Origin of the sequence: Subtercola boreus (assembly GCF_006716115.1) — a bacterium.
Classification (GTDB): Bacteria; Actinomycetota; Actinomycetes; order Actinomycetales; family Microbacteriaceae; genus Subtercola; species Subtercola boreus.
Genome location: NZ_VFOO01000001.1, coordinates 19,749 through 46,542, shown reverse-complemented (window position 1 = coordinate 46,542; position 26,794 = coordinate 19,749). Strand labels below are relative to the sequence as shown.

General features: G+C 63.6%; 24 protein-coding genes. 12 read left to right on the top strand and 12 right to left on the bottom strand.

The features are described from left to right. The first annotated feature begins 1 nt into the window (after position 1). Positions 2 to 1,291: an acyl-CoA dehydrogenase family protein gene (locus FB464_RS00230; protein WP_116415636.1), complete on the top strand. Its 1,290-nt coding sequence runs from the start codon at positions 2 to 4 to the stop codon at positions 1,289 to 1,291. Next, positions 1,288 to 3,027 carry a CocE/NonD family hydrolase gene (locus tag FB464_RS00225; protein ID WP_116415637.1) on the top strand — a complete coding sequence of 580 codons (1,740 nt, stop codon included), beginning with the start codon at positions 1,288 to 1,290 and terminating at the stop codon, positions 3,025 to 3,027. Before FB464_RS00230 ends, FB464_RS00225 begins: the two co-directional genes overlap by 4 nt. A 31-nt stretch (positions 3,028 to 3,058) precedes the next feature. On the opposite strand, the gene FB464_RS00220 is transcribed toward FB464_RS00225, so the two are convergent. After that, positions 3,059 to 3,688: a TetR/AcrR family transcriptional regulator gene (locus FB464_RS00220; protein ID WP_116415638.1), complete on the bottom strand. Its 630-nt coding sequence runs from the start codon at positions 3,686 to 3,688 to the stop codon at positions 3,059 to 3,061. Positions 3,689 to 3,795: 107 nt separating this feature from the next. Here FB464_RS00220 and FB464_RS20375 point away from each other — a divergent pair, with 107 nt between their 5' ends. The 4 genes from FB464_RS20375 to FB464_RS00205 are packed head-to-tail and all read left to right on the top strand — an operon-like array spanning position 3,796 to position 7,956. Further along, entirely contained in the window at positions 3,796 to 3,930 is a 135-nt protein-coding gene (locus FB464_RS20375) for a hypothetical protein (RefSeq protein ID WP_281279717.1), read from the top strand. Then, a complete protein-coding gene (locus FB464_RS00215; protein ID WP_116415639.1) occupies positions 3,927 to 4,478 on the top strand; it encodes a nuclear transport factor 2 family protein in 552 nt (183 codons plus the stop codon). Before FB464_RS20375 ends, FB464_RS00215 begins: the two co-directional genes overlap by 4 nt. Beyond that, complete coding sequence (locus FB464_RS00210) at positions 4,475 to 5,692, top strand: acyl-CoA dehydrogenase family protein (protein WP_170151960.1); 1,218 nt, start codon at positions 4,475 to 4,477, stop codon at positions 5,690 to 5,692. Before FB464_RS00215 ends, FB464_RS00210 begins: the two co-directional genes overlap by 4 nt. Beyond that, positions 5,692 to 7,956: a CocE/NonD family hydrolase gene (locus tag FB464_RS00205; RefSeq protein WP_116415641.1), complete on the top strand. Its 2,265-nt coding sequence runs from the start codon at positions 5,692 to 5,694 to the stop codon at positions 7,954 to 7,956. The genes FB464_RS00210 and FB464_RS00205 overlap by 1 nt, the downstream gene beginning before the upstream one ends. Positions 7,957 to 7,987: 31 nt before the next feature. Here FB464_RS00205 and FB464_RS00200 read toward each other — a convergent pair whose 3' ends face one another. From FB464_RS00200 to FB464_RS00180, 5 genes are read right to left on the bottom strand one after another with little or no spacing between them, the layout of a single operon-like run. Continuing rightward, the gene (locus FB464_RS00200; protein ID WP_116416692.1) at positions 7,988 to 8,623 is read right to left on the bottom strand and encodes a histidine phosphatase family protein; all 636 of its coding nucleotides are present in this window, start codon (positions 8,621 to 8,623) and stop codon (positions 7,988 to 7,990) included. After that, on the bottom strand, positions 8,620 to 10,203 hold the full coding sequence (locus FB464_RS00195) for an FGGY-family carbohydrate kinase (RefSeq protein ID WP_116415642.1): 1,584 nt from the start codon (positions 10,201 to 10,203) through the stop codon (positions 8,620 to 8,622). The genes FB464_RS00200 and FB464_RS00195 overlap by 4 nt, the downstream gene beginning before the upstream one ends. Next, entirely contained in the window at positions 10,200 to 11,687 is a 1,488-nt protein-coding gene (locus tag FB464_RS00190; protein WP_116415643.1) for an FGGY-family carbohydrate kinase, read from the bottom strand. The genes FB464_RS00195 and FB464_RS00190 overlap by 4 nt, the downstream gene beginning before the upstream one ends. Then, positions 11,684 to 12,844, bottom strand: a complete 1,161-nt coding sequence (locus FB464_RS00185) for a 2-hydroxyacid dehydrogenase (protein ID WP_246093143.1) — start codon at positions 12,842 to 12,844, stop codon at positions 11,684 to 11,686. The genes FB464_RS00190 and FB464_RS00185 overlap by 4 nt, the downstream gene beginning before the upstream one ends. 18 nt (positions 12,845 to 12,862) lie before the next feature. Beyond that, positions 12,863 to 13,654: a DeoR/GlpR family DNA-binding transcription regulator gene (locus tag FB464_RS00180; protein ID WP_116415645.1), complete on the bottom strand. Its 792-nt coding sequence runs from the start codon at positions 13,652 to 13,654 to the stop codon at positions 12,863 to 12,865. A gap of 137 nt (positions 13,655 to 13,791) precedes the next feature. On the opposite strand from FB464_RS00180, the gene FB464_RS00175 reads away from it, so the two are divergent. The 3 genes from FB464_RS00175 to FB464_RS00165 all read left to right on the top strand — a co-directional run bounded on the left by FB464_RS00175 (position 13,792) and on the right by FB464_RS00165 (position 17,113). Then, positions 13,792 to 14,868, top strand: coding sequence for a substrate-binding domain-containing protein (locus FB464_RS00175; RefSeq protein ID WP_116415646.1), 1,077 nt, complete (start codon positions 13,792 to 13,794; stop codon positions 14,866 to 14,868). A gap of 134 nt (positions 14,869 to 15,002) precedes the next feature. Continuing rightward, the gene (locus tag FB464_RS00170) at positions 15,003 to 15,875 is read left to right on the top strand and encodes an ATP-binding cassette domain-containing protein (RefSeq protein ID WP_116415647.1); all 873 of its coding nucleotides are present in this window, start codon (positions 15,003 to 15,005) and stop codon (positions 15,873 to 15,875) included. Further along, on the top strand, positions 15,872 to 17,113 hold the full coding sequence (locus tag FB464_RS00165) for a sugar ABC transporter permease (RefSeq protein WP_116415648.1): 1,242 nt from the start codon (positions 15,872 to 15,874) through the stop codon (positions 17,111 to 17,113). The genes FB464_RS00170 and FB464_RS00165 overlap by 4 nt, the downstream gene beginning before the upstream one ends. Here the strand turns inward: FB464_RS00165 and FB464_RS00160 are convergent. The 4 genes from FB464_RS00160 to FB464_RS00145 all read right to left on the bottom strand — a co-directional run bounded on the left by FB464_RS00160 (position 17,087) and on the right by FB464_RS00145 (position 21,554). Next, complete coding sequence (locus FB464_RS00160; protein ID WP_170151961.1) at positions 17,087 to 18,322, bottom strand: family 1 glycosylhydrolase; 1,236 nt, start codon at positions 18,320 to 18,322, stop codon at positions 17,087 to 17,089. The genes FB464_RS00165 and FB464_RS00160 overlap by 27 nt on opposite strands. 26 nt (positions 18,323 to 18,348) lie before the next feature. Further along, positions 18,349 to 19,197, bottom strand: a complete 849-nt coding sequence (locus tag FB464_RS00155) for a carbohydrate ABC transporter permease (RefSeq protein WP_116415650.1) — start codon at positions 19,195 to 19,197, stop codon at positions 18,349 to 18,351. After that, positions 19,198 to 20,088 carry a carbohydrate ABC transporter permease gene (locus FB464_RS00150; RefSeq protein ID WP_246092860.1) on the bottom strand — a complete coding sequence of 297 codons (891 nt, stop codon included), beginning with the start codon at positions 20,086 to 20,088 and terminating at the stop codon, positions 19,198 to 19,200. It abuts the gene before it with no gap. 131 nt (positions 20,089 to 20,219) lie between these two features. Next, complete coding sequence (locus FB464_RS00145) at positions 20,220 to 21,554, bottom strand: ABC transporter substrate-binding protein (RefSeq protein WP_170151962.1); 1,335 nt, start codon at positions 21,552 to 21,554, stop codon at positions 20,220 to 20,222. A 147-nt stretch (positions 21,555 to 21,701) separates the two neighbouring features. Here FB464_RS00145 and FB464_RS00140 point away from each other — a divergent pair, with 147 nt between their 5' ends. The 3 genes from FB464_RS00140 to FB464_RS00130 all read left to right on the top strand — a co-directional run bounded on the left by FB464_RS00140 (position 21,702) and on the right by FB464_RS00130 (position 24,816). Then, positions 21,702 to 22,718, top strand: coding sequence for a LacI family DNA-binding transcriptional regulator (locus FB464_RS00140; protein WP_116415652.1), 1,017 nt, complete (start codon positions 21,702 to 21,704; stop codon positions 22,716 to 22,718). 140 nt (positions 22,719 to 22,858) lie between these two features. Beyond that, positions 22,859 to 24,511, top strand: coding sequence for a glycoside hydrolase family 2 protein (locus FB464_RS00135; protein WP_342780625.1), 1,653 nt, complete (start codon positions 22,859 to 22,861; stop codon positions 24,509 to 24,511). Between the two features lie 77 nt (positions 24,512 to 24,588). Further along, a complete protein-coding gene (locus tag FB464_RS00130) occupies positions 24,589 to 24,816 on the top strand; it encodes an RNA-binding S4 domain-containing protein (protein ID WP_116415654.1) in 228 nt (75 codons plus the stop codon). A gap of 97 nt (positions 24,817 to 24,913) precedes the next feature. Here FB464_RS00130 and FB464_RS00125 read toward each other — a convergent pair whose 3' ends face one another. Together FB464_RS00125 and FB464_RS00120 are read right to left on the bottom strand one after the other, a co-directional pair. After that, on the bottom strand, positions 24,914 to 25,771 hold the full coding sequence (locus tag FB464_RS00125; RefSeq protein ID WP_116415655.1) for a patatin-like phospholipase family protein: 858 nt from the start codon (positions 25,769 to 25,771) through the stop codon (positions 24,914 to 24,916). Positions 25,772 to 25,844: 73 nt separating this feature from the next. Beyond that, positions 25,845 to 26,789 (bottom strand): NAD-dependent epimerase/dehydratase family protein, encoded by a 945-nt coding sequence (locus tag FB464_RS00120; RefSeq protein ID WP_116415656.1) that lies wholly within the window; start codon positions 26,787 to 26,789, stop codon positions 25,845 to 25,847. Positions 26,790 to 26,794 lie beyond the last annotated feature (5 nt).

The window sequence follows — 26,794 nt, the reverse complement described above, 5'->3', positions numbered from 1 at the left end:
CATGGTCGCCACACTCGACAAGACCGAACGCTTGACCGACATCCTCGGAAAGCTCGGCGCGCTGGGCCCGACCCTGCGGGAGCGGGCACTCGAAGCCGAGCGCGCCGGGCGGCTCTCCGACGAGACCATCGCCGATCTTGCGGCCACCGGCGCCTTCGACATCGCGAGCCCTGTCGAGTTCGGAGGCGCAGAACTGTCGGTGAGGCAGCAGCTCGACGTGATCATCGAAGCATCGAAGTGGGACGGCTCGGTCGGCTGGGTCGTCTGGGCGGGGGCTTCCACCGACTGGATCCCCGCCGGCTCAGGTCCGCGTGTTCTCGAGGAGGTCTACGGGTCGGAATGGGCAGGGCCACGGGTTGCGGGTTCGAGCCACTTCCCCGCGAGTCGGGGCCGCGCACAGCGAGTCGACGGCGGTTGGATCATCTCCGGCGGCCCCTGGACCTTCGCGACCGCTTCGTTGTGGGCCCCCTTCACGAACCTGGGATGCATCGCCGAAGACCCGGACGGCACCTACCTCGTCGCCGCCCAGGTGCCCCGGGACGAACTGGTCTTCCTCGATGACTGGCACGTCGCGGGCATGCGCGGCACCGGCAGCATCTCCGTGAAACTGCAGAGCGATGAGCTGTTCGTGCCCGAGTACCGCGGGGTCGACTTCCGCCGGATCACCTCCGGTGCCATCGAGAGTGGACTGGCTGGCTCGCTCTGGAAGGCACCCGCTCTGGGCTGGTCGTTCAGCCTGATGGCGGGCATGTCGATCGGCATCGCACAGGGGGCGCTCGAACGGTTCCTCGAGCGATCGGCGGGCCGCAGCATCCGGGGCACCTCGTACAAGAACCAGCTCGAGGCGCCGCTCACCCATCTCATGCTCGCCGAAGTGCACTCCAAGATCCAGTCCGCAGTCCTGATGATGCGCGCCAACGCCGACGAGACCGACCGGCTCGGCGAGCTGGCGGCGGCGGGAACGCCGGCCGACGCCGAGTACCTGCAGCTGTTCAGCGCCCGGGTGCTGATGGAGACCGCTTATGCCGCAAAGTGGTGCGCCGAAGCAATCGAGCTCCTGCAGCGCAACTCAGGAGCGACCGCGATCATGGACTTCGAGCCCATCCAGCGATCGTGGCGCGATGCCCGCGTCATCACCCTGCACGGGGCGCTGAACCTCGAAGCGCTCTCAGAGAACTACGGACGACTGATGGCGGGCATCCAGCCACACCAGTTCGCCGGAATCACGACGCTCGACCGCTTCACCCCCGCCCCGGCCACTCGGCCAACAGAACGAAGGAGCTCACGATGAGCGAAGACATGAAGATCTACCTGCCGTCGAGCCCGCTGCCGGCACCCCGCACCGGAATCCTGACGGCGTTCGATCCCGGCACCCGCACCCTCGAAGCCGGCTTCCAGGTCGCCCCGCCATTCAAGCCGATCCCCGTCGACATCGTCTTCGAGAAGGATGTCGCCATCACTCTTCGCGACGGAGTGACGGTCCACGCGGACATCTTCCGGCCCGTTGGAACCGAGAAGGTGCCCGTCATCGTGGCCTACAGCCCCTACGGCAAAGCCCAGGGCACGTCCGTCAGCGTGATGGGGGTGTTCGGCCTTGTCGGGCTCTCGAACGGAATCGTCTCCGGGCTCGAGAAATTCGAAGGTCCCGATCCCGCCTTCTGGGTGGAACAGGGCTACGCCATCTGCAACCCCGACATCCGCGGCGTGGTCGACTCCGATGGGGACTCGGTGCTCTGGGATCGACAGGACGGCCGCGATGGTCACGACATCATCGAATGGCTCGCCGAGCAGGAGTGGTGCAGCGGCAAGGTCGGGATGAGCGGCACCTCCTACCTCGCTGCCACGCAGTGGTTCACGGCCGCCGAGCAGCCCCCGCACCTCGCTGCCATCAATCCGTGGGAAGGGGTCAGCGACGTCTACAGAGACCTCGTCATGCGCGGCGGAATGCCCGACATCGGGTTCGGCCAACAGCTGCAGAACGGCAGCTTCTTCGGCAAGAATCGCAAGGAGAATATCGTGGCGGAAGTCGAACAGTATCCGCTCATCAACGACCTCTGGGCCAACAAGATTCCCGACTTCGAACGCATCACCGCGCCCGCCTACGTCGTGGCGAGCTACTCGAACACCCTGCACACGGCCGGCACCTTCCGCGCCTGGCGGCGCATGGCGTCAGAACAGAAGTGGCTGCGCGTGCACAACAGCCAGGAATGGCCCGACTACTACGACGAAGACAACCAGGCGGAGCTGCTGCACTTCTTCGACCGCTACCTCAAAGACGAGCAGAACGACTGGGAGGAGACTCCCCGAGTGCGCTATTCACTGCTCGACCTGGAAGGCAGCGACCGGGTGGCCATCGCCGCCGACCAGTTCCCTCCTTCTGACGTGGCTTCGACGAAGTACTACCTGAACGGTCGCACCCGCACCCTGGGCACGGCCACGCCCACTGACGACGCGCCCACCGTATACGCCGCCGCCTCGAACCCCAATGCTGTCTCATTCCTCATCCGCTTCGATGTGGAGACCGTGCTGGTGGGCTACCCGAAGGCGCACCTCTTCGTCGAGGCCCGCGACGCAGACGACATGGATCTGTTTGTGCTCATTCAGAAACTGGATGCCCACGGTACCCCGCTCGAAGCATTCACGACGCCCAACCAGAGTGCCGTCATCCACGACCTGACCGACTACGGCGCGACCATTCTGAAATACAAGGGTTCGGATGGGCGGCTGCGCGTTTCAGCGCGCAACCTCGACAGTGCGCTCAGTACCGAAGAGGTTCCGGCGCACTCGTTCGACGTCGTCGAGAAGCTCGCGCCGGGCCAGATCGTCGACGTCGAGATCGACCTCCTCCCCCTCGGGCTCGTCTTCTACCCGGGAGAGCAACTTCGGTTCGTGATCAGCGCCCGCAACCTGCTCGGCACGATGATGCCGGGAATCCAGGAGTACGTGCCTGCAAACAGTGGGCAGCACGTCATCCACACCGGAGGCGAGCACGCCTCCTACCTCCAGCTGCCGGTGCAGACGCGCTAGCCGGACGCTCGACGACCTGGCGGGCCGAGAGCTAGGCGCTGTGGGATTCAGCCGTGAGAATGGCCTGGATTGCGGGGGCGATGTAGCCCACCAGCGAGTCCCGGTCCTGCCCGACGAGTGCGTCCAAACCTACCAACCGTCGCCCCACGACGACGCCGACGAGCATCGAGGATGCGATCTCGATCCGGGTTTTCATATCGGCGTCGTGCTGCAGCCGCGGGCCGAGGTCGACGAGCACTCTCCCCTGAATGAGGTCCCGGAGCTGAATGGTCGCCTGTTCGCTTCCGATAGACGCGCGGAGGAGGGCCTGCAGCGGCTCGGACTCTTCTGGATCCCCGTCCCACACCTCGAGGAAGGCACGTGTGACCCGCTCACCCAGAGCGCCCTGGGGACCATCGAACGCTTCGGCAATCCGAGACATGGTGTTGGGTCCGGACGCGATGACGGCGGCGAAAAGTTCGTTCTTCGAGCCGAAGTACTGCATCACCAGGGAGGCATCGACCCCCGCGTCACCTGCGATACCCCTGATCGTCGAACCTGAAAAGCCGTCTTTCGCAAAGCGGGCACGAGCCGCGAGGAGGATGGCTTCGCGGGATGCACGCGAACCCAATCGAGGCCCCGTACCGAGACCTCTGGCAGAACGAGCCTGATCAATCGACATATCCGAAGTCTAGATAAGAAACTTCTCAACAACTGTTGAGAAATGGGCCCAGCGGTCGTACGCTGGGCCTCACGATCCCGATCTCTCTGAATAAAGAGGAATACAAAATGGCACAACGAAGTGCACGTCTCATCCGTCCCGGTGAACCGTCGGCGCAGCCGACCGAAAGTCCGGCTCCGATCTTCGCTGTTTCGGTTCTCGGCTTCGCCGGCGTCACCTTCCCGAAGGCCGGTCAGAAATGAAGACCCTGGAAGAACTGAGCGCGCGCGCCGAGATCCACGACGTACTGCTTCGATACTGCCGCGGCCTCGACCGGGTCGACATGGAGTTGGTTCGAAGCGCGTTCTGGCCCGACGCGTGGGTACAGTTCCCTGAAAGTCTGCACCAGGGCTCCGTCGACGGTTTCGTGGCCTTCCTCTCCGGAGAAATGCCGCGATTCGTTCGCACAATGCACCTGCTGGGCAACAGCCTGGTCGAATTCGACGGACCCACCATCGCTCACGTCGAAACCTATCTGAACGCCGACCATCAGGGCACCGCGGTGCACCAGTGGGCGAACGAGAACGTCAAACTCTGGGCGCGCTACCTCGACCGGTTCGAGCAGCGCGACGGAGTCTGGCTCATCGCCAGGCGCGCCCTGGCAACCGGGTGGATGTACCGGTACCCCGAGGAGGGCTGGTTCGACGACCATCCCGACGCCTCGGCAAGCGGCAGAGACGGGCACGACCCCGCCCTGGAGCGTGTCGCCGGCTTCGAAGCAAACCCCGTCGCACGAAAGGAATGGCCATGATCACCGAGACCGCCCTGCCGCAGGCAGAGGAGATCATCGCTCGGATCGTCGAACTGCAGCCCTGGCTGCGCGACCAGCAGATGATCGCCGAGCAGCAGCGCCGCATCCCGGAAGAGACGATCGAGCGACTCAGCGAGGCTGGAGTCTTCAGCCTCTCGAAACCGAAACGCTACGGTGGAGCAGACTTCACCACCCGCGAAATGCTCGACATCTATCGGGCCCTCGGTTCAGGATGCGGCGCCACAGCGTGGGTGGTGTGGGCGACCGCTGGCGGGAACATGTGGAGCAACGCGTTCGCCGATGAGATCGTCGCTCCCGTGTACGAGTCGCCGTGGGTGGGTAATCGCACGTTCGCCGTGGGAGGCACAAGCAGGCACATGTCGGGCACCGCCACCAAGGTCGACGGCGGCTGGATGGTGAAGGGCGCCTGGCCGTTCGCGACGGGAAGCATTCACGCGTCCCACGGATACCTCGCTGTCTTCTACGACGAAACCGACGACTCGAAAGTCGGCATGGTGCTGATTCCCAAAGACCAGCTGGTCGCCCGCAACGACTGGGACGCCATGGGCCTCACGGCGACCGGCAGCCAGACGATGGCCACCGATGGTGAGCTCTTCGTGCCTGACGAGAGATTCGGCTTTCCTGCGAAACTGGCGACGCGTACTGCAGAGCTCATATCTCAGGGACTCGGCCCGCGACGCGGCGGGCTGCCACGCTCGATCGTGTCAAGCACAGGCGTCGCGCTGGGCATGGCCGACCAGGCGATGGAGGTGTTTCTCTCATCGATCGGACGCCGGAGTGTTCCGTACTCCCCCTATGCCCGGCAGGTGGATGCGCCGGTCGCCCACCACATCGTCGGGCGTGCAGCAATGCAGATTCGAGCGGCCGGACGTCTCGCGGATGCCGCCGTCGCCGAGTTCGATCGTCTCGACGTCGAAAACCGGGATCCGAACGCTGACGAGATTCTGCAGTTCCATACGGATGCTGCGTACATCTGGAACGAGTGCGCGACAGCGATCGAGACGCTGTTGCGCGCATCCGGTGCGTCTGCGATCAGCAAACGGATGCCCCTGCAACTGATCGCGCGCAACTGCCGCGCAGGCAGCCTGCACGCCGCCAACAACGTGGACACCTGGATGGAGAACCTCGGCCGCTCGATGGTCGGGGTCACCGCCGGACCCTCCTCGATGAGCGTGCTCGAGCGGCGTTCCTGATGGCCCTCACCGGAGTTCTGGCCGGCCCGATCGCGGGCCTCGGATACAAGACCCCGACGCACTCGGGTCTCACAAGTGAACGGGGTGAGTTCGAATACGAGGCTGGTGAGCGGATGACGTTCCTTCTGGGCGAGAATGCGATCGGTTATGTGACCGCCGCCCCCCGCCTCCACCTCGCGCAGATCATTCCGCGAGTCGACGGCAATCTGGAAAAGCTGAAGGATTCGGGCCTCACCAACATCGCTCGCCTGATCTTCACTCTCGGGCGCACCGAGTTCCGCGACGAGGGCACGGCCATTCCCCCGGAGGTGCACGACATCATCGGAAGTCGGCGCATCAACTTCCGACACGATGCCGACTATTCGGCGACCGGCCGCATCGACAAGATCCAGCAGTTCACGGAAGATCCGGTCGTCGCGGGGCTGCTGGAAGACCTCGCCGCATCCGGTGTCTTCGGTGACACCGGGCCGCGCACCCTCTGCACCCCGGCGAACGCGCGCAACGAGTTGCGCCGGAACGCCCTGGGCATCCTCCGTTTCCGAGACGTCGAGATTCCTCTGCAGAACGGCTCCTACGTCCTCGCCGATGTGTTTCGCCCTGCAGCGGCCGGTACCTATCCGGCTATCGTCAACTGCGGCCCGTACGGCAAGGCGTTCAACCATCACTCGATCGAGACCAGCGACGATCTGGAGCACCACGAGGCCGAAGAAGAGGAATACTTCTTCGGCAACGCCGGCGATCTGCAGTTCGAGAACCACGAAACCGTCAGCACAGCGGTGTGGGTGCCCGACGGTTACGTGGTCGTCAGGGTTGACATGCCCGGCGCAGGCGCCAGCCCGGGAGAGCTCGCACCCTGGGGAATCGCCGGCGCCGAAGCCTTCCGCGACGCGATCGAATGGGCGGGAACCCAGCCCTGGTCGAACGGAGCAGTCGGCACCTGGGGCATGTCCTACCTCGCGATCAGCCAGCACGCAGCAGCGAGCCTGCACCCGGAGCATCTGAAAGCCATGATCGCCATCGGCACCGATGTCGACCTCTATGAAGAGGTCGCCTACAACGGCGGGGTGCTGAACGAACAGTTCTGGCCGATCTGGAGGGCCTCCGGTCTCACCCCACCCATCGTCGGTGAACCCGACATCGTCGACTTCGTGCAGATCATGAAAGACAGCCCTTTTCGCGACTCGAATCCGGACGAGATCTTCGGTCCGCGCGCCCGGGTGTTCATGAGCCCGGATCTCACCGACGTGACGGTGCCGCTCTGGGCCGTCGCATCGACGACCCACCTCTCCAACATCCATCAACTCGGCGGAAACGCCGCGTACCTGAACACGCCCACACCCCACAAGAAGCTCGACCTCTGGGAGGACTGGTTCCAGCGCGCGTATTCGGCTGAAGCTGTCGCTCAGCACAAAGCGTTCTTCGACTACTGGCTGAAGGGCATCGAGAACGGCATCATGGACACCCCGCCGATCCGTCTCGAGATTCGCACCGGTGACGGCACTTCGTACCTGCAGGAAGAGAACGAGTGGCCGATCGCGCGCACCGAGTACCCGGAGTGGTACTTCGATGCGCAGCCCTCCGACTGGGTCGGTGACGGGGTGCGGCCAGACTTTCTGCGCCTCGGCGCCATGGCGCCCGGCGAGTCAGCTCAGGCAAGCTACTCGGCAGAGATCCAGCTCGTACCCTGGGCGCCGGTCGGCAGCCCGCGGGTCGATCCGGCGTCGGCCGACTCAGACCCGCACGTCACAGGGGTCTCCTTCGTCAGCGAACCTCTGGCCCACGACGCAGTCATCGCCGGTTTCGGCAAGGTGCGTCTGTGGGTCGAGTCGACGAGTCACGACATCGACCTCTTCGTCTCCGTGCGCGTGATCGGCCACGACGACCGCGAGGTCGACTTCACCGGATTCACCACGTTCGGGTTTCCGTTCCGGATCGCTCCCCTCACCAAGGGCTGGCTCAAAGTCTCCCACCGTGCTCTCGACGAAGTGCGGTCGACGGAGGTCCAGCCCACGCACACGCATCTGAAAGCGGACTACGCGCCCCTTCGTCCGGGCGAGATCGTGCCGGTCGAGATCGCCCTCGTTCCGAACGTCGGAAAGATCCTGAAAGGTCAACGCATCCGCGTCGACATCCAGCCCCACGACGGCGTCGCACACGGCCTCAACCACGAGTACGACCCGAGCTATCACGACGGAGCCACCAACAGAATCCACACCGGCCCGGACACCTGTGGCTACATCCAACTGCCCGTCATTCCGGCATGACCCCTCATGCTCTGGTGATCGGACCTCCGGGTCATGCCGTGCTGTTGTATGACAGCAGGGACGCTCCGTGTCCGTCACCGTCTGGTAGAAGAATCGACGTGATTGCCACATTCTGCACGAGGGGGAACGCACGCCTGTAATTGTCGAGGGGTATCCCCAACACCTTGCAGAGCACGAGACGCATCAGCGTCGAGTGCATCACAATGAGCGCCTTTCTCTCGACCCTCTTCCGACCGGATTCGGCGTCGAGAAGGTTGGAGATCTCCTGAATCGCTGGCCAGACCCGATCGATGGCCTCGGCCCCCCTTTCACCGCCAGGAAGCGGCGACGTCGCGGGGCGGTCACGGAAGGCGCGCAGGGCGTCAGGAAACTGTTCGGACATCTCGCGGGCAGTCAGACCTTCACCGGCACCGAAATCCACCTCCCGCAGTCTGATGTCCTGTCGAACGGGCAGATCGAGCCCGGATGCCGAGGGTGTCGCTGTTTGGACGGCCCTGAGAAGCGGAGAGGAGTAGACATCGGTGACGCCGTGGGACGACGACCATTCCCCCAGTGCCCGGCTCTGTTCAACGCCTCTTTCTGTGAGTCCGATATCTGAGGATCCGGCGTACCTGTTCTCGCTGTGCCAAACCGTCTCGCCGTGCCGGGCCAGGTAGAGAACACTCACCCTGCCATCCATCCTTTCCTGGTGAGGCTTCTGATGAATGCCTCGTAGACGGTGTTCAGCTCTTTCGTGCGCTCGGTATCGGGCCGGTATGTTCTGTCGGCGTGAGTCATGCGTGACGCGATTTCCGCAAGAGCGTCTGCGTCTGGGTGGAACTTCTGTGCCGCCCACGCTGCGAGGATGGCCATGCCTGTCGATCCATCAGCAGTCGAGGAGACGCTGATCTCTCTCCCGAGGAGATCTGAACGCAGTTGCACCCACCAGGCGTTTTTTGTGCCGCCGCCGGAGGAGCTCAACATCCCGGCGGGTGCTCCATCTGACCCGGCGAGCTGTTCGAGCGCAAGCCTTTCCACGCATGCCACCCCTACCAGGACCGCCGCGTAGGTCTTCAGCTCTCCGAGTTGCTGGAGTGCTTCTCCGATCGGAAACTCGGTGCCATCAGCGCTGACAAAGCCGTCAGCTGACGGTTCGACGATCGGGAACCGCTCCCCGGTGCCAGGGAGGGGATAGCTGAACGGAAGGTGCGCGACAGGTTTCGCGCCATAGTAGTCCGCGGTCGAGGTGGTCAATTCGTCGAGATCCTCGTGGGGAAACAGCACGGAGATGATACCCGCGCCGACGTTCGAGGCGCCGCCGGGGAACCACAGCCCCGCTTCGGGCGATCGGTGGGAGTACACGGCGCCTGCGTCATCGGCGATGAGGCTCGCGCTCACGGTCTTCAACACCATTGTCGTGCCGATGACGGTGTGACAGTCACCGAGACCGAGCGCGCCTGCGCCGAGTTGAGCCGCGCAGCCGTCTGTCATGCCGGCAAAAACGGGTGTTCCCTGCCTGATTCCGGTGGTCTCGGCCAGCCGCGTATCGGTCTTCCCCAGAATCGTCCCGGGCGGCACGATGTGCGGTAACAACCGGGAATCGATTCCGAGTTCCTTCAGGGCTGCTTCCGGCCAGCGCTCCTCTCGAAGGTCGTAGCCCGATTTCAAGGCATGGCTCCAGTCCGAAGCAACGCGTCGACCAATGAGCGACGAAGCGACGAGGTCTGCCTGGTGGGCGACGTACCGGGCCGCACCCGCCGAGTTCTTCGAACCGCCTGTTGTGGGGCCATAGGGTTCCGCCGGCACAGCAAGCAGTCCGTTCCTGTGCAGCCAGAGAATCTTTGGAAGCGCCCACGTGGGTTGGATCCGGAAGCCCAGGTGCTTCCAGAGTTCCGGTGCGGCGGCGACAACTTCGTCGGCGAGAGCACCAGCCCGGGCGTCGTCGTACATTATTCCGGCGGAAACCGGGGAGCCCTTTTCATCGATGGTGGTGAGGCTCCCACTGGTGGCACAGATGGCGATACCTGAAATACAGGCCCTCTGAGATGGTGTCAGGTCTGTCACGATTTCAGCCAGCACCGCGTGAGTGGAGCCCACCCATTGATGAGGATCCTGCTCGTGCCGGTTGCCGTCGGGTCTCGACTCCCGGTGACTCCTCAGCGGCGAAGAGGCCGCTGCAAGACGCTTGCCTGCGCCGTCGATCACCGTCGCCTTGACGCTTTGCGTGCCGACATCGATTCCGATCCAGAGCGCGTCGGCGTCGTTCATTCAGTGACCATGCCGATGCGTGGCGCACCGAGCGGCCAGAGGGCGCGTGCGCTCTCGAGCCTCTCGCGGTACTCCCGGTAACAATCGTCATAGACGGTCGAGCGCGAAACATCGGGGTCGATACGGCGACGCTGGGACCGCCAGAGCTCGTCATCGACAGGGTTGCCGAGCGCTGTCCAGGCCACCAACGCCGCGCCGCGGGATCCGACGGCGGATTCGTCAGGCAGGTAGAGCGGCCTTCCGAGCACGTCCGCGAAAATATGCGCCCATTCCTCAGACTGCAGACCTCCCCCGCAGGCGGCGACATCGCCATCGAGGCCCATCGTGTCGAAGCAATGGCGGGCTGCGAAGGCGAGGCCCTCACAGAGTGAGCGGATGATGTCGGCCCGGGTGTTCCGCAGTTGTAATCCGGCGAATTGCCCCCGCGCGAGCGGATCCACGAACGGAGCCCGCTCACCTGCCGGTGAGAAGAACGGCAGTGCGCTTACCCCGTTGGCACCGGGCTCGCTCTGGAGGAGGGTGGCGTTCAGTTCGCTCGGAGTCAGATCGAACAGACGCATCATCCAATCGATGCTTGCGGTGCCGACCATCGACGGCATGACCCGGAGATACAAGGCAGAGTCGGGCGTGCACAACCACATTCCGGCAGGGTCGGTGTCGGGGAGGATGGTGCGGTCGGCGGTCAGTACTTGGCAGCTGAGAGTTGTACCAACGACCAGGGTGCCCTCACCGGCGCGGGTTGTACCTGACCCGAAACCGCAGGCCTGCAGGTCGTAGGGACCGCCGGTCACCGGTGTGCCCACCGGCAGTCCGAGCATCTCAGCGCCGCGGTCATTCAGGGCGAAGAGGGTGCCGGTCGGCGTGGGCGGGGGAAGCAGGTGCGCCCATTGGCTGACACCACAGAGCTCGAACGCTTCGGGAACATACTGACGCTTCGTCACGTCCATGAATGGCAAAGATGCGTCGGAGGCGTCGACGGTGATGACGCCGGTGAGATTGTGGATGATGGCATCGACGCAGTAACCCGCTACCGCAGCGCTGCGAAGCGATTCCGGCTCATTGACGGAGAGCCAGGCCAGCAGTGCGGCGTGGCAGCCGGGGAAGATACCCGATCCTGTGAGCTGGAAGATCTGCTGCGAGACGCTGGAGGCGCCTCCGCTGTTCCAGCGCTCGATCAGTTCAGCGGCGCGCGCATCCATCCAGGAGATCATGGGTCGAACAGCGCGGCCGGCCTCGTCGCGGAGCCAGAGCCCGTCACCCTGCCCCGTCAGCGCGACAGCTTCGATTGGTTCGGTCGCCGAGGCGATGATCTCTCGGACCACGGAGGCGACCGAGGCGAGAACGTTCTCCAGGTCCTGCTCGACCCGGCCACCGCTGAGCTGAATCAACTCTGACGGCTTGCTCGCCGTCGCACCGACACGGCCGTCGTGAAAGATGGCCGAGGCCTTGGTGATTGAGGTACCGATGTCCACACCGATGATCATGATCTGCTCCCGGCCGAGAGAACATTCCACACGGCAGGGTTGGCGACGTACCGAGGCCGCTCCCCCCTCAGGTACAACGCGATGTCGTCGGCGACGATATTCGCGGCACGCTCAGCGGTCTGCTTCGTGGCCCCGGCCAGGTGCGGCGACAACACGACGTTGGGTGCGTCGAATAGCGGCCAGTCCGCGGGGGGAGGTTCGATGTCGTACACATCCAGAGCGAGAGCGCCGAGTTGTCCGCTGGCAAGCAGCGCAGGAAGAGGCGCGTAGTCCAACAGGCCTCCCCGGGCGCTGTTGACCAGAACTGTGCCGCGTGGGAGCAGCGAGAGGTTTTCGGCATTCAGTAGGTGGTGTGTCTCCGGCGTCAACCGGGCATGCAGGCTGACCACGCTGCTCCGGCGCAGGAGCTCAGACAGTTCGACGAGCTCCACACCGTCATCCTTGACGGTTTCTGCGTCCGCGTACGGGTCATAGGTGAGAACGTTTGAACCGAACGCGTTCAGAACGCGGGCAACGATACGACCGATGGCGCCATATCCGATGAGGCCCACCGTGGCACCGTCAAGCTCGGAACCGGCGTTCTCGTAGCTGTAGTAGTCGCCCCGCCAGGCTCCGTTCTTCAGCTCCGAATCAGCGATGACGATTCGGCGCATCGCGGTCAGCATCAGCCCGACCGCGAATTCTGCCGCGGCGACGGCATTCCGGCCGGGCGCGTAGGTGACAATCACGCCTGCTCGCGTCGCCGCTTCCAGATCCACATTCACCGGGCCGCCCCGACAGATGCTGATGAGGCGAAGACCGGGTGCGCTCTCGAAGACCTCGGCGGTGAAAGGTGCCATCTGCGTCACCACTATCTCCGCGCCGGCCATCGCCTCGATCAACGACGGAACATCCCCGCTCGCCTCATCAACCGACCCGACGGGACCAAACGGTTCGATCGGCCAGGGCAACGTCAGTTCCCCGAACGAGACGTCCGCGGCGGCCGACGTGCGGGCCTTCACGGCGTCGATGAAAAGAGAAGGAGTGACGAAGAGGTCGCCTGCAGCGAGAATGTGGGGCATCTCAAAGCCTTTCTGACACATCGCGGGAGTGACTGCCAGAGCGCCGTTACCCGATGTGAGGAGATTACCATCACTGCTGGTGCTTTTATCAAGCATTTTGGTCAAAAGAGACCTTCAGTGGCGCATCGGCGCCAGATGAACCGTGGTTTGCGCCCCGATTTGGGCAACGATTGCCGGATCGACATCGTCGGTCAGGATCACATCGGTGAACTCACTGACCGGCACGTAGCGGTGCAGTGACGTTCGGCCCACCTTCGAGCCGTCCATCATGAGGACGCGTCTCGCGCCTGAACGCAACATCGCGCGCTTCATCAACACGATGTCCTGCTCCTGGTGGTAGGTCATCTCCGTTCCCATCGTCGAAGTCGACTGGAAGACGATGTCGACGGCATAGGACTCGACCGATGTGTGGTCGGGAATACCGATGTACGAGTCGTGGGTGCGGGAATACTGTCCCCCTGTCACGATCAGTCTGATGTCATCGTTCTCACGGAGTTCCTCGATCGCCTGACGGTAATTGGTGATCACCGTGAGTGGGCCGACATCGCCGAAGAGACGCGCAAGGGCCAAGACAGTAGTGGAGTCGTCGAGCATGATCGACATGCCCGGCTCCACCATCGACAGGGCCTCATGCGCGAGGGCATTCTTGGCACTCGAGCGGGTCTGCATCCGGAATTCGGAGCTGCTCTCAAAGACCGTGGTCGGCAGGACAGAGACCCCGCCATGGAACTTGCGGAGGATGCCGCGCCTGGCAAGGTCGTCGATATCGCGGTGCACCGTCATCGGGCTCACCTCGGTCAGGACGGCCAGTTCAGCGGCTGTGGCAGCCGCAACAGAACCGAGATGATCAACGATCTTGCGCTGTCGAGACGCTTTGGTCTGACGAGGAACACCCTGTTCTGCCATGAGGACAGCATAGAGGCGCGCGCAACAGCAATCGGCATATCACCATCACAAACTCCATGGTAAATATCGCATAACTTTTGACAATTCGGGCTTTGATGGTGTTATTCTCGCCGATACACACCACCAAGGGAGATTCAATGAAGAAGATCTATTCCAGGATGGCGGTCGCTTCGCTCGCGGCTGTTCTCAGCGCGACCGCCCTCAGCGGTTGCGTCGAACAGGCAGGCAGCAGCACCGCCTCCTCCACCGGCGCCTACAAGATCGCCTTTCTCATGCCCGACCTTGCGTCGACCCGGTACGAGCAGCAGGACAAACCTCTCTTCGAGGCGAAGGTGAAAGAGCTCTGCGCCGACTGCACTGTGCTCTACTCCAACGCGAACGCCAGTGCCGACACCCAACAGCAGCAGGCCAACTCGGCCATCGCCCAGGGAGTGAACGCCATCGTCATCGACGCCGTCGACTCCACCGCCGCCGCCGGCATCGTTGTGGCAGCGAACGCGGCGAAGATCCCGATCATCGCCTACGACCGCCCCATCCCCACCCAGAAGGCCGACTACTACGTCTCGTTCGACAATGAGGGCATCGGCAAGGCCATCGCCCAGTCCCTGGTCGACAAGGTGAAGGCAACCGACCCGACCGGCAGCATTCTGATCGTGAACGGTTCACCTACCGACGCAGCGGCAGGGCTGATCAAGAAGGGCATCCACGAGGCCGTCGACCCCAGCGGACTCACCGTACTCGCCGAGTTCGACACTCCGGCGTGGGACCCGGCGCAGGCGCAGAACTGGGCCAGCGGACAGATCACGCAGTACGGCACCAAGATCAGCGGCGTAGTCGCGGCGAACGACGGAACCGGCGGCGGCGTCATCGCGGCCTTCAAGGCTGCGGGCACCTCGCCCGTGCCCCCGGTGACCGGAAACGATGCCGAGGTCGCTGCAGCGCAGCGCATCCTCGCCGGCACGCAGTACAACACCATCTCGAAGCCGATCAGCATCGTGGCGAACGCGGCGGCAGAGGTCGCCTACGCCTTTGCCCAGGGCACCAAGGTCGACGGCAAGGCGACGCTCTACGACACCCCGTCGCAGCTGTTCAACCCTGATGTGGTCACGCTCGACAACATCAAAGAGGTGCTGTTCGACAGCAAGATCATGACGGCCGCAGAAGTCTGCACCGGCGAGTACGCAGCGGGCTGCGCGACCGCTGGCATCCAGTAGCAGCACCGAATGCCGGAGCATCACCCGGCAGTCATTGCCCGGGGAGGCGTCCCAGCCTCCCCGGGCTCCCTCGGGCGCGCGCAGAACGATTCGTTCGGCGCCGCCTGTTCTCAACGACGAGTCAGAAGGACCAGATGACCACACCCACCCTCGACCGCACCAGCGGAACCACCAGCATCCTGAGTCTGCGCGGCGTGACCAAGAGCTTCGGCGCCGTCGCCGCCCTCACCGACATCAGCCTCGACGTGGCAGCGGGTGAAGTCGTCGCGATCGTCGGCGACAACGGCGCTGGCAAGTCCACCCTCGTGAAGATCCTCTCGGGGGTGCATCTGCCGGATGCCGGCACCATCGAGTTCGATGCACGTCCGGTCTCCATTCCCAACCCGACCTCCGCCCTCAACCTCGGAATCGCGACCGTCTTCCAAGATCTGGCGCTCTGCGACAACCTCAACGTCATCGAGAACCTCTTTCTCGGCCAGGAGCTCCGGCCAGCTCGGCTCGACGACATCGCGATGGAAGTACGCTCCTGGGAACTGCTGCGGCAGCTGTCAGCAAAAATCCCCTCAGTACGTATCCCTATCGCCTCGCTCTCAGGCGGCCAGCGACAGACGGTGGCCATCGCCCGCTCTCTTCTCGGCGACCCCAAGGTCATCATTCTCGACGAGCCGACCGCCGCTCTTGGCGTCGCCCAGACGGCCGAGGTTCTGAATCTCGTCGAACGGCTGCGCGAACGCGGCCTCGGCGTGATCATGATCAGCCACAACATGGCCGACGTGCAGGCCGTCGCGGACCGGGTGGTCGTGCTTCGGCTCGGTCGAAACAACGGCGACTACAAGGTGGGCACCGTAACCCCCGAAGAAATCATCGCGGCCATCACCGGGGCGACCGACAATGCCGTCACGCGCCGCACCAGCCAAGTCGATCTGCGCAGCATCCAACCCACCACTCTGCCGGACGGCACAACCGAACCCGCCGAGTACCCCACCGACAAGGAAGTCGACCGTTGACCACCACCGCACCACGACCCTCCGACCTGCAAGACGAACGCCTCGCCAACCGGGAGGGGATCCGCGGCACCTTCGCCGGGTTCATCGACAAGATCCGTGGTGGTGACCTCGGCGCCCTGCCTGTGGTCATCGGCCTCGCGGTGATCTGGACCGTTCTGCAGATCCTGAACCACGGGTTTCTGTCGGCGGCGAACCTCGTCAACCTGCTGCTCGAGTCCAGCCCCACCGGGGTGATCGCACTGGGGATCGTCTGCGTGCTACTCGTCGCCCAGATCGATCTCTCGGTCGGTTCGGTCAGTGGGCTGTCATCGGCAATTGTGGGGATCCTTTTTGTGAACCTCGGGTGGAACGTGTTCGCCGCGATCGCCATCGCCGTACTCACCGGGGTCGTCATCGGCTGGATCTACGGGCAGATTTTCAACCGCTTCGGCGTGCCCAGCTTCGTCATCACCCTCGCCGGGCTGCTCAGCTTCCTCGGTCTGCAGCTGTACGTTCTCAAGGGCATCGGAACCATCAACATCCCGTTCGACTCTCCTCTCGTCATCTTCGCGCAGCTGGCCTTCGTGCCCGCGTGGCTGTCGTACGTGCTGGTCGTCATCGCCGCGGGCGGGCTCTTCCTCGCTGATCTGACGAAGGCCCGCGCCAGACGCAAGGCCGGCCTGTCTGCTCAGCCGTTCAGCCTCATCGCCTTGAAGAGCGGCGCCCTGCTGGTCGGTCTCGGCTTCGCAGCCTGGTACCTCAACATCGCACGCGGCATCGGCTGGATGTTCGTGCTGTTCGTGGCGCTGGTGCTGATTCTGAACTACGCTCTGACGCGCACCAAGTGGGGCCGCGCCGTCTTCGCCGTCGGAGGCAACGTCGAGGCCGCCCGGCGCGCAGGCATCAAGGTGAAGACCATCTACACCTCCGTTTTCGTCGTCTGCAGCACGCTGGCGGCAGTCGGTGGCATCCTCGCCGCATCGCGACTCGCAGCATCCAGCCAATCGAGCGGTACCGGAGATGTGAACCTCAACGCGATCGCTGCTGCGGTCATCGGCGGAACCAGCCTCTTCGGCGGGCGTGGCACCGCGTTCGCCGCGCTGCTCGGGATCATCGTCATCCAATCCATTTCGAGCGGACTCACGCTGTTGAACCTCGACTCTTCGTTCCGATTCATGGTCACCGGACTGGTGCTGCTCCTCGCAGTTGCGCTCGACTCTGTCTCACGACGATCAAGGACGACCCACGGCCGCGCCTGAACTCGCCCTGACGAGTGAGCGGTAATGGTCGAAGGCCGGAGTCTTTCGGCGTTCGAGAACTCTGTCCGGGCCGCGGTGGAGGTCGACGAGACCCATGTGGATGAACCAGTCGTCCGGGGTACTGAGGTCGTTGCGGTAGAGCCAGTCGACGAGTGTGAAGAAGGGGAACCAGGTGTAGCCGACGATTGGTAGTCCTTCGGAGCGGAGTGTCTGGATCTCGGTGATGGATTCGGTGAGCCAGGTGAGACGGGACTCGACGGGTCCGCCACGGGATGTCTCCGTGAGGGCGAGAGGCAACTGGTACCGGTCGTAGTAGAGGGCGAGGAGTTCGCGGAGCCCCGTCGTGCCTGCCTCGATGGGGATGATGGTGTTGCCGACATATTCGACGGTGGTGAATCCGGGGTAGTAGTTCACCCCGATCACATCGGGGAAGACGGCGTTGCGCCGGAACCAGTCGAGATCTGCGTCGGTGACTCCGTGCGTCCCAAGGTAGTTGTGAAGCGGATGGTTGGCGTCGATTCGGCCCATGGTGAGGTCCAGTGAAAGAAATCGTCGTTCCTCGAGGATGTCGAAGGGTACGGGGCTCTCTGTTCCTTCCCATCGAAAGCCGGCATCGACGGAAACGATGCGTGCGGTGGGGTTGGCGGCGATGATCTCCTGTTGGCTGCGGACCATGCCTCGGCAGAGGGCGACCACGATCTTGACGAACCCATCCTGCCCAGAGAGGTAGGGCGGCCAGGCGCCTGTCTCGCCGCAGTAGATGGCGTTGATGACGGGCTCGTTCAGGGGGGTGAAGTCATCCCAGGTGCCGGCGTAGCGTTCAGCCACGGCCCGGGCGTAAAACGCGATCCGTTCGGGATAGGCGGTGTTGAGGAATTGGTTGTCGAGCCACATCGGGGTGCCGTAGTGCATGAGATCGACGATGACGCGAAGCCCGAGTTCGCGGGTGAAGGCTGCGACCTCGTCGAGCCACCGCCAGTCGAACTCACCGGCGCGGGGCTCGACGATGAACCAGGGGATTCCCCAGCGGATGAATTCTGCACCGGCCTCGGCGGCAAGGGTGAGGTCTTCGCGCCAGTGTTCGTAGTGCTGGGTGAGTTCGTATTCGTCGAGTCGTCGTTGTCCGATGCGTTCCTGGGGGACGAAGGTGTCTTCGATTCCGACGCCGAAGTGGAGGGTGTTGTCGAGCATCCAGTGCTGTTCGGGCACGGGGTCCTTTCTGGTTGCGAGGGAGCTCATTTGAGCCCGGTGGTGGCGATGCCGGCGACGAAGCTGCGCTGGATGATGAGGAAGAACGCAACGACCGGCAGAAGGGAGAGGAGAGAGCCGGCCATGAGGAGCCCGTATTCGACAACATGCTGTCCCATGAACAGGGCGAGGCCTGCAGGGAGTGTCGCGGATGACACATCCGCGGACATGATGAGGGGCCAGAGCAGGTCGTTCCAGTTGTATTGGAAGTGGAACAGACCGAGAGTCAGCAGAGCAGGTTTCGCCAGCGGCATGATGACCCGGGCGTAGATCCGCCATTCGCTGGCACCGTCGACTCGTGCTGCTTCCTCCAGATCCTTGGGCAGGGAGAGGAAGAATTGGCGGAGGAAGAAGATGCCGAAGGCGTTGGTCATTCGCGGGATGATGAGCCCGGGGAGGGTATTGGTCAGCCCGACGGTGTTCAGCATGTCGTACAGCGGAATCAACGTGACCTGGAACGGGAGCATCAGCAGGATCAGGATGCCCACGAGCACGACGTTGCTGCCCCGGAACTGCAGCCGGGCGAGCGCATACGCAGCCATGGAGTCGAACAGCAGAGAGATGACGGTCACGGAGCCGGCGAAGATGATGGTGTTCAGGTAGAGCTTCGCGAACGGGATCCGGTTCCACACCTCCTGGAAGTGTTCGAATGTGAGCTCGCGGGGCCAGAGTGTTGGCGGGAAGGTGACGATGTCGGCTTCGGGCTTGAAAGCAGTGAACGCCATCCAGACGATCGGGAGAAGCACGGCGAGTGCGATCACGATCCCTGCGAGTGTGCTCAGCCATTTGGTGAGGGACCTGGTGCTGATGTAGGAACGGTTTCGGGTGATGGTCATTTAGTACTTCACCTGCCGTCGTTGGAAGAATCCGTATTGGGTGATCGAGAGAATGAGGACGAAGAGCAGCAGCACCCAGGAGATGGCGGCGCCGTAGCCGAACCGAAGTTCTTGGAAGCCCTCTCGGTAGATCAGCATCACGAGAGTCTCTGTGCGGAAGAACGGGCCACCGTGGGTCATGACGTAGATCTGGTCGAAGGCCTGGAGGCTGGCGATGAGCGCCATGACGGAGACGAGCATCGTCTGATTGGACAGAAGCGGAAGGGTGACGTTCCGAAATCGCTGCCACGCGTTCGCGCCGTCCAGCCGAGCCGCCTCGCGGAGTTCTTCGGGGATGGACTGGAGGCCAGCGAGGTAGATGACCATGTAGAAACCGACGTTCTTCCAGACGCCCACGAACATCACAGCAGGCATTGCCCAGCGGGGGTCGCTGAGAACGCCTTGTTCGGCGACGATACCGATCTGTGAGAGCCAGTACGACACCAGTCCGATGTTGGGGTCCAGGAGGAAGGCCCAGGCGATGGCGATGATTCCGAGCGAGACGATGAACGGCAGGAAGATCGCTGTTCGGACGAACGCTCGTCCAACGAACTGCCGGTCCAGGAACAACGCCAAAGCCAACGCCAACACGATCGTGGCGGGGGTCACGACGGCGGCATAGAGCACGGTGTTCCCGAAGGCGTTCCAGAACGCATCGTCACCGAACAACTCGGCGTAATTGTCGAGGCCGACCCACTTCGCGGCACGGATGAGGTTGTAATCCGTGAGCGAAAGGTAGGCGGCTTGGATCATCGGATACAGAGTGAATCCGCCGAGGACCAACAACGACGGGGCGAGGAAGAGCCACGCCGTGATGGCCTTCCGCGACACCCGCTTCTTTGCGGGGTGCACAGCAGGGGGTTTCGGAGCGGGTGGGGCGCCCCGCTGCGGGGCGCTTTGCAGAACTGTCACGGTGCCACTTCCGTTCAGCTGTGGGGCGACACCCGGGGTGTCACCCCACAGCTCGGTTGGGTGAGGGGGAGTTATTTGTCGAGTTCGGCTTGAACCTGATCGGATGCTGCGGGGAAGAGCTCATCGACTGTTCCCTCGCCGTTCAGTGCTTTCTGCAGAGTCGGTTCGAAGATGGTCGTGGTGATGGTTCCACCGGCCGCTACCCCGGCAAGCAGCACCTGAGAGTCATCGACGATATCCGGTGCGCCGAAGACTGCCGGGTACGGGTTGGTCGTGATGTCGGAGGCGATGTCAGAGCGGGTGGGTGGGAACCCCGATCCTTCCGCCCACGTCTTCTGGCCGTCTTTGGAGTTCCAGTACTTGAAGAACGTGTAGGCGGCCTGCTTCGTGGAGTCATCGGCCGAGGCAGGAATCGACATGGACACCACATCTGCGAGCGTGGTCTGCGCACTCGGACCGGCGAACTGCCTCGCGAGGCCGAAGTTGATGCCCGCGTCTTTGAACCCGGTCGTGGCCCATGGTCCGACGATTTCGATGGCAGCCTTACCGGTCGTGAACAGTTTGTCGGCATCCGCGCCGGACAGACCGACGGGGGACGCTTTCTTGTTCTTCACCAGATCGACCCAGAAGTTGAGGGCCTTCAGAGATCCGGCCGAACCGAGCTCGGAGGTCTTGCCGTCTTCGGAAACCACTCCCCCGCCGGCGTTCCACAGGAAGGGCTGATACATCGGCACCGTCTCGTGATCGCCGAGCGCGATCGCATACTGCTCCGGCTTGCCGTCGCCGTTCTCATCGACCGTCAGCTTCGGAACCATCGCCGCGAACTCATCCCAACTGGTCGGCGGCTTCTCCGGGTCGAGACCCGCAGCGGTGAACAGGTCCTTGTTGTAGTACATCAGCATGGTCGCGAGGTTGACGGGTACGCCGTAGTTCTTTCCGTCGAAGATCGAAGCGTTCACGGCAGCGGAAGCCAGGGCCTCCGAGTCGTTGTCGGCATTGGTGTAGTAGTCATCGAGCGGCTGGTAGAGACCTTCGTCGATGTACTGAGGTAACCGGGACGCGGACATGGCCACGATGTCCGGGCCGTCTTTTCCAGCTGCCGCAGTGAGGACCTTCTGGTAGAGGGTGTCCCACGGCATGATGTTCGTCTGCACCTCCACGCCGTCCTGGGAGGCATTGAAGTCGTCGACGACCTTCTGCAGGGCGGGGCCGTCGGGTCCGGTGAATCCGTTCCAGAAGCTCAGCGTCACTTTTCCCCCGGAGTCGCCTGACCCGCCGGATGGAGCTCCGCCTCCGGCGCAGCCGCCGAGCAGCAACGCGGACGCGGCGATGAACGCCACCCCACCGACCGGCAACCACCGGCGGCGCGGACCGCCCGGACTGGTTGTGCTGTGATTTGACCTCATGTGCTTCTCCCTCGAAGATTCGTTCAACGTTGAACGATGTGATTGAGACCATTTATACCCCGCACCAGAAAACTGTGCAACTGTTATTGTCTCGGCATGGTAAACGTTGAATGATCGTGATGAGAGAGTCATGCGAAAGGAGGACAAGTGGGAAAGACGACCCTGAAAGACGTCGGTGACTACGTGGGGGTTTCAGCCAAGACGGTATCGAACGTGGTCAACAACACCGGCTGGGTCGGCGACGAACTCAAGGAGCGCGTGCACCGCGCGATCGTCGAGCTCGGCTACCGCCCCAACGCAGCAGCACGCCAGCTTCGAAGCGGGCGAAGTGGGATGATCGCGCTGGCGTTGCCCGACCTCGCCCAGCCCTATTTCGCCGAACTTGCCTCAGCCGTCGTGCGCGCAGCAGCGGCGCGGTCGATCACGGTGCTGATCAACCAGACGAACGGAGACTTCGAGGCCGAACGACGGATCGCAGACGGTGTCGGCATACCCGTCATGGACGGCGTCATCCTGAGCGCCTTGGCCTTGACCGCCCGGGACCTCACCCACCGCGAAGACTCCATGCCCATCGTGCTTCTGGGCGAACACATCGGCGAAAGCGCCTTTCCCCACGTCGCTGTGGACAGCGCCAAAGCCGCAGAAGCCGCCACCAACCATCTCCTGGCGAGCGGCCGGCGCCGAATCGCCGCGATCGGGGCGCAATCCGACGCCCCCCGAGAAACGGCCGACCTCCGCCTGGCCGGATATCGGGCAGCACTGGCTGGAGCCGGAATCACACCCGATCCGACCCTCGTCGCTTTCGTCAACGAGTTCCAACGCGCAGACGGAGTCGCCGCCATGAAAGGACTGCTCGCGAATGGTGCTGACTTCGACGCGGTGTTCGCGTTCAACGACCTTCTGGCACTCGGCGCAATGCACACCCTGATCTCGAGGGGTATTCGGGTGCCAGAAGATGTCGCTGTCATCGGGTTCGACGACATCGAAGAAGGCCGTTTTGCGACTCCCCCGCTGACAAGCATCTCCCCCGACAAAGACGCCATCGCCCACGCTGCGCTCGACCTGCTCCTCGATGCCGGCAAACCGGACCCAACCCGAACTGTCGCGGCACAGAGCCTTGAAACCACAATTCCGTTCCAGATCGCGAAACGAGCAAGCGCATGACCTCATTGACTGCCCCAGTCGCCTCTGACCAGGACGGGACATATCCCCGCCCGCAACTCATGCGGTCACACTGGTTCGAACTCGACGGGCCCTGGGACTTCGGATACGGAAGCGGCCCGGACGAACAGCCCACGAGGGCGGTGTTCGATCGCTCTATCACCGTTCCGTACCCGCCCGAATCTCCCGCGTCAGGGATCGGAGACACCAGCTACCACCCTGTCGTCTGGTACCGGCGTGCTGTCTCGAAAGCTGATCTCACCCGCGCAGGGCACAGTGAGGAGAAGAGCCGCGTCATTCTGCACTTCGGAGCAGTCGACTGGGTCGCTCACGTGTGGCTCAACGAACAGTTCCTCGGCACGCACGAGGGAGGCCAGTCGGCGTTCTCCTTCGATATCACAGACTCGCTTTCCCCGGAAGGCGAGAACACCCTGATCGTCCGCGCATTCGACGACCCGCACGATGTGTCCATCCCCCGCGGCAAGCAGGACTGGCTGGAATCCCCGCACTCGATCTGGTACCACCGCACCACCGGAATCTGGCAACCCGTCTGGCTGGAGGCCGTCCCGCCCCTGCACATCGACGAGCTCTCGTGGCAGTCCGACCTCCCCGCGGCAAGCGTCTCCCTCGAGCTGTCCTTCAGCATCCAGCCGAAGGACGACACGTGGGCGACAATTCGCCTGCAATTCGGCGACGAGCCACTTGCCGAAGCCCGATTCCGCGTCAGCCAGCAGACAGCGCAGCTGCAGCTGACCCTCGACCGGCAGCGCAACGGACAACACTACGAAGAACTTCTGTGGGACCCGGAACACCCGCGACTCATCGACGCGACGATCATCCTCACCCACGGAGACGAACGCGTCGACACTGTCTCCAGCTACTTCGGCCTCAGGTCGGTCGCCACGTCGCGACGTCGATTCCTCCTCAACGACCGGCCCCTGTACCTTCGTTCGGTGCTCTCGCAGAACTACTGGCCAGAGTCCCACCTCGCAGCACCCAGCCCTGAGGCGCTCCGGCGCGAGGTCGAACTCATCAAAGAGCTCGGCTTCAACACCGCGCGCATCCATCAGAAAGCAGAAGACCCCAGGTTCCTGTTCTGGGCCGACAGACTCGGGCTCCTCATCTGGGGCGAGACCGCCAGCGCCTACGACTTCAACCCCCGCGCGGTCGTCAGCCTGACAACAGAATGGATGTCGCTCATCCGCCGTGACCGCTCACACCCATCCATCGTGGTCTGGGTGCCCTTCAACGAGAGCTGGGGGCTGCAACACATCGCCCACAGCCCCCAACAACAGGCCTTCAGCCGCAGCCTGACAGACCTCACCAGGGCCATCGACCCAACGAGACCCGTCATCTCCAACGACGGTTGGGAACACACCTCATCCGACATCTGGACCATTCACGACTACGACACCGACCCGACCACCATCATCAACCGCTACGCCTCAGATAGTTCCGTGCAGGCGGTCCTCGAAGGCTTCGGCCCGAACGGCCGCCGAGTCTCCGTGACGCAGCTCGACCACGAGCAGCCCATCATGCTCACTGAATTCGGCGGCGTCAGCTACATCGAAGAACCCATCGCCGGCGCGTGGGGCTACAGCACAGCCCACAACGCCCCAGAATTCGAAACCAAAGTCGTCGAACTCATCTGTGCCGCCCAACAATCACCCATCCTGTCCGGGTTCTGCTACACCCAACTCACCGACACCGGACAAGAAACCAACGGACTCCTCCGCGCCGACCGCACCCCGAAAATCCCGATCGACAAGCTGAGAGCAACAATCCAGAACCGATAGCTCCGCTCGGAGACGTACCGATCGGCGGGGAAGACGGGTCGAACCACGACGTGCGTGTCTCCAGCTAGCATTTCAGGATGACGAACCAGGCTCCGATCGAAGACGTGCCGATCGGCGGGGAGGTCATCCGCCTCGGGCAGTTCCTGAAGTTCGCCGGACTCCTCGACTCCGGCGGGCACGTCAAAGACGCCATCGCGAACGGCGAGGTGACGGTGAACGGGGAGGTCGACCTTCGCCGCGGACGGCAGCTGCAGCCCGGCGACGTCGTCAGCTTCGAGGGGCGCCGCTCCCGCGTCCGCCCCTGACGGACCGGACAGCGCCTCGGCCGAAGTTCGGGGCTGACAAGAAGCACCAGGTCCTCTGACGGCCCGGCCAACTCGATCCGTCACGGTGTCCCCGCGATCAGCGCCAGAAAGCGTCGACCTCGGCCGCGAGTCGACGTCCTTGTTCCCGGCCGGCAGTGGCTGAGGGGAGTCTGGACGAGGGATCCAGCGGATTGGGGCCCATGGCCATGAGTGACGCGGCATCGGCCACAACCAGATGAACACGGGCAGGAGACAGAGCCTGCAGCTGCTCGTCGGGGACTGACGGCCCGAGGGGAGAATCTGCCGCCGCCGGAACGAGGATGAGTACCTGCTCGGCGCCAGCTGCAAGGTCGACGTTGCCGATTGACCGGATGCCCCCATCCATGTAGAGGCGCCCGTCGATCTCGACCGGCGGCCAAACCAGGGGAACGGCACAGCTGGCCGCGACGACATCCACCAGGCCGACGCCCGAAGTGCTGTCGAATACCCGGAGTTCTCCTGTGCCGGTGTCGACAGCCGCGATGAGCAACGGCCAGGCGGGCCACTGCTCGGTACCCACTCGCGCCTCAATGACCGCGCGACGAACCTCGGAAGGAGGGGTCTCGCTTGCCACAGCCAGAGCGCCGAGCTTCGGGCGCATCTGCTCGGGTGACGTCACGCCGGCCATCGCCTCGGCGACGACTGAACCCATCTGTGCCAGATCGATCGTGACGTTCACCTCGGCTGACATCGCCGCCAGCTGCCTCTCGAAGAGGTCATGAACGCTGTTGCCGGTGGCGATCTGGGCTGCGACGGTTGCACCGGCTGAGGTTCCGATCAACGATGTCGACGGGGTCAGGATACGGCTCACCAAGCCCGGCGCCTCGTCGTCGAGCCCGCGGAAGAAGCCTGTCTCCCAGGCGATTCCCGCTACCCCGCCCCCTGCCAGGACAACGGCGTTGTTGGTTGAAATCATGGTTCTCCTTCGACACCGACCAACTTATCCTGCCGGCTGTCCGGGGGACATCATCCAGTCGGTGTACAGATGCTCAGGAGGTGCGCGACACGTGCTGCGCTTCTCGGATCCGGGGTTCCCAGAACTCGACGATCCGCTTCAGACCCTCCCGCCAGCTGACCGTTGCCGGCCCGGTGATCGTCTTCCGGTACTCTGCACTCGGTGCCCCGCCGGGCAGTGCGAGGGCGTCCTCGTAGTTGTAGACGGGTTCAACGCCGACGAGTTCACCCAGATAGCCGATCCATTCCTCCGCTTTGATCTGCTCGTCGCCGGACCAGTTGACCGTCGGAACAGGTACCGTCGCGGCTCCCAGGCACGGCTCGATGAATGAGAACAGGTCGTCCTGGTGCACCAGAGCCTTCACCCAGTCATACGACTTGGGGAGGTTGATGGGGCTGCCGTTGATGACGTCGGAGAGGAACTTCACCGGGAGGCCGCCGTCGCTGTAGGTGCCGTACTGCACGTCCATCCGGCAGATGATCGTCGGCAGACCGAGGGTCCTCGCCATGGCCCGGACCGCGCCCTCGCCTGCGGCCTTCGTGCCGGTGTAGTGACCCATCAGCTGGCTGCCGCCCATGATGTCCTGCTCGGTCGCCCGGTAGTACGGGTCGAGGTTCTCGATGTAGACGCCCGTGGTCGATACGTGCAGGAATGCTTTCGCGTTCCGCGTGTGCTTCATCAGCAGCGCAGGGGCTTCGGCGTTCGCGCGCATGCCGTCCTCGAAGCTCTTCGGATAGACGGCCGCGGCCGTGTGGACGACATAGTCGAAGTCGCTCGGCAGCGAGCCGTAGTCGTCGTCGGCGAGATCGAGCACGTAGGGATCAACACCTCGTCCTCTCCACGCGTCGAGTTCGGCGTCACTGGCGATGAGCGTCACACCGGTTACGTCGTTGTTCTTCGCCAGCCCCTCGGCGAATGCACCGCCGAGACGACCGGTGAAGCCGGTGACGAGGATTTTTTTGCCTTCAAGTTTTTCCATGAATC

What these genes read in the sequence shown, in the direction of transcription:
- FB464_RS00155 (WP_116415650.1), bottom strand. Translation starts at nt 19,197, where the DNA reads ATGACCATCACCCGAAACCGTTCCTACATCAGCACCAGGTCCCTCACC.
- FB464_RS00175 (WP_116415646.1), top strand. Translation starts at nt 13,792, where the DNA reads ATGAAGAAGATCTATTCCAGGATGGCGGTCGCTTCGCTCGCGGCTGTT.
- FB464_RS00125 (WP_116415655.1), bottom strand. Translation starts at nt 25,771, where the DNA reads ATGATTTCAACCAACAACGCCGTTGTCCTGGCAGGGGGCGGGGTAGCG.
- FB464_RS00210 (WP_170151960.1), top strand. Translation starts at nt 4,475, where the DNA reads ATGATCACCGAGACCGCCCTGCCGCAGGCAGAGGAGATCATCGCTCGG.
- FB464_RS00180 (WP_116415645.1), bottom strand. Translation starts at nt 13,654, where the DNA reads ATGGCAGAACAGGGTGTTCCTCGTCAGACCAAAGCGTCTCGACAGCGC.
- FB464_RS00120 (WP_116415656.1), bottom strand. Translation starts at nt 26,789, where the DNA reads ATGGAAAAACTTGAAGGCAAAAAAATCCTCGTCACCGGCTTCACCGGT.
- FB464_RS00215 (WP_116415639.1), top strand. Translation starts at nt 3,927, where the DNA reads ATGAAGACCCTGGAAGAACTGAGCGCGCGCGCCGAGATCCACGACGTA.
- FB464_RS00145 (WP_170151962.1), bottom strand. Translation starts at nt 21,554, where the DNA reads ATGAGGTCAAATCACAGCACAACCAGTCCGGGCGGTCCGCGCCGCCGG.
- FB464_RS00220 (WP_116415638.1), bottom strand. Translation starts at nt 3,688, where the DNA reads ATGTCGATTGATCAGGCTCGTTCTGCCAGAGGTCTCGGTACGGGGCCT.
- FB464_RS00190 (WP_116415643.1), bottom strand. Translation starts at nt 11,687, where the DNA reads ATGATCATCGGTGTGGACATCGGTACCTCAATCACCAAGGCCTCGGCC.
- FB464_RS00185 (WP_246093143.1), bottom strand. Translation starts at nt 12,844, where the DNA reads ATGCTTGATAAAAGCACCAGCAGTGATGGTAATCTCCTCACATCGGGT.
- FB464_RS00130 (WP_116415654.1), top strand. Translation starts at nt 24,589, where the DNA reads ATGACGAACCAGGCTCCGATCGAAGACGTGCCGATCGGCGGGGAGGTC.
- FB464_RS00170 (WP_116415647.1), top strand. Translation starts at nt 15,003, where the DNA reads ATGACCACACCCACCCTCGACCGCACCAGCGGAACCACCAGCATCCTG.
- FB464_RS00205 (WP_116415641.1), top strand. Translation starts at nt 5,692, where the DNA reads ATGGCCCTCACCGGAGTTCTGGCCGGCCCGATCGCGGGCCTCGGATAC.
- FB464_RS00195 (WP_116415642.1), bottom strand. Translation starts at nt 10,203, where the DNA reads ATGAACGACGCCGACGCGCTCTGGATCGGAATCGATGTCGGCACGCAA.
- FB464_RS00230 (WP_116415636.1), top strand. Translation starts at nt 2, where the DNA reads ATGGTCGCCACACTCGACAAGACCGAACGCTTGACCGACATCCTCGGA.
- FB464_RS00225 (WP_116415637.1), top strand. Translation starts at nt 1,288, where the DNA reads ATGAGCGAAGACATGAAGATCTACCTGCCGTCGAGCCCGCTGCCGGCA.
- FB464_RS20375 (WP_281279717.1), top strand. Translation starts at nt 3,796, where the DNA reads ATGGCACAACGAAGTGCACGTCTCATCCGTCCCGGTGAACCGTCGGCG.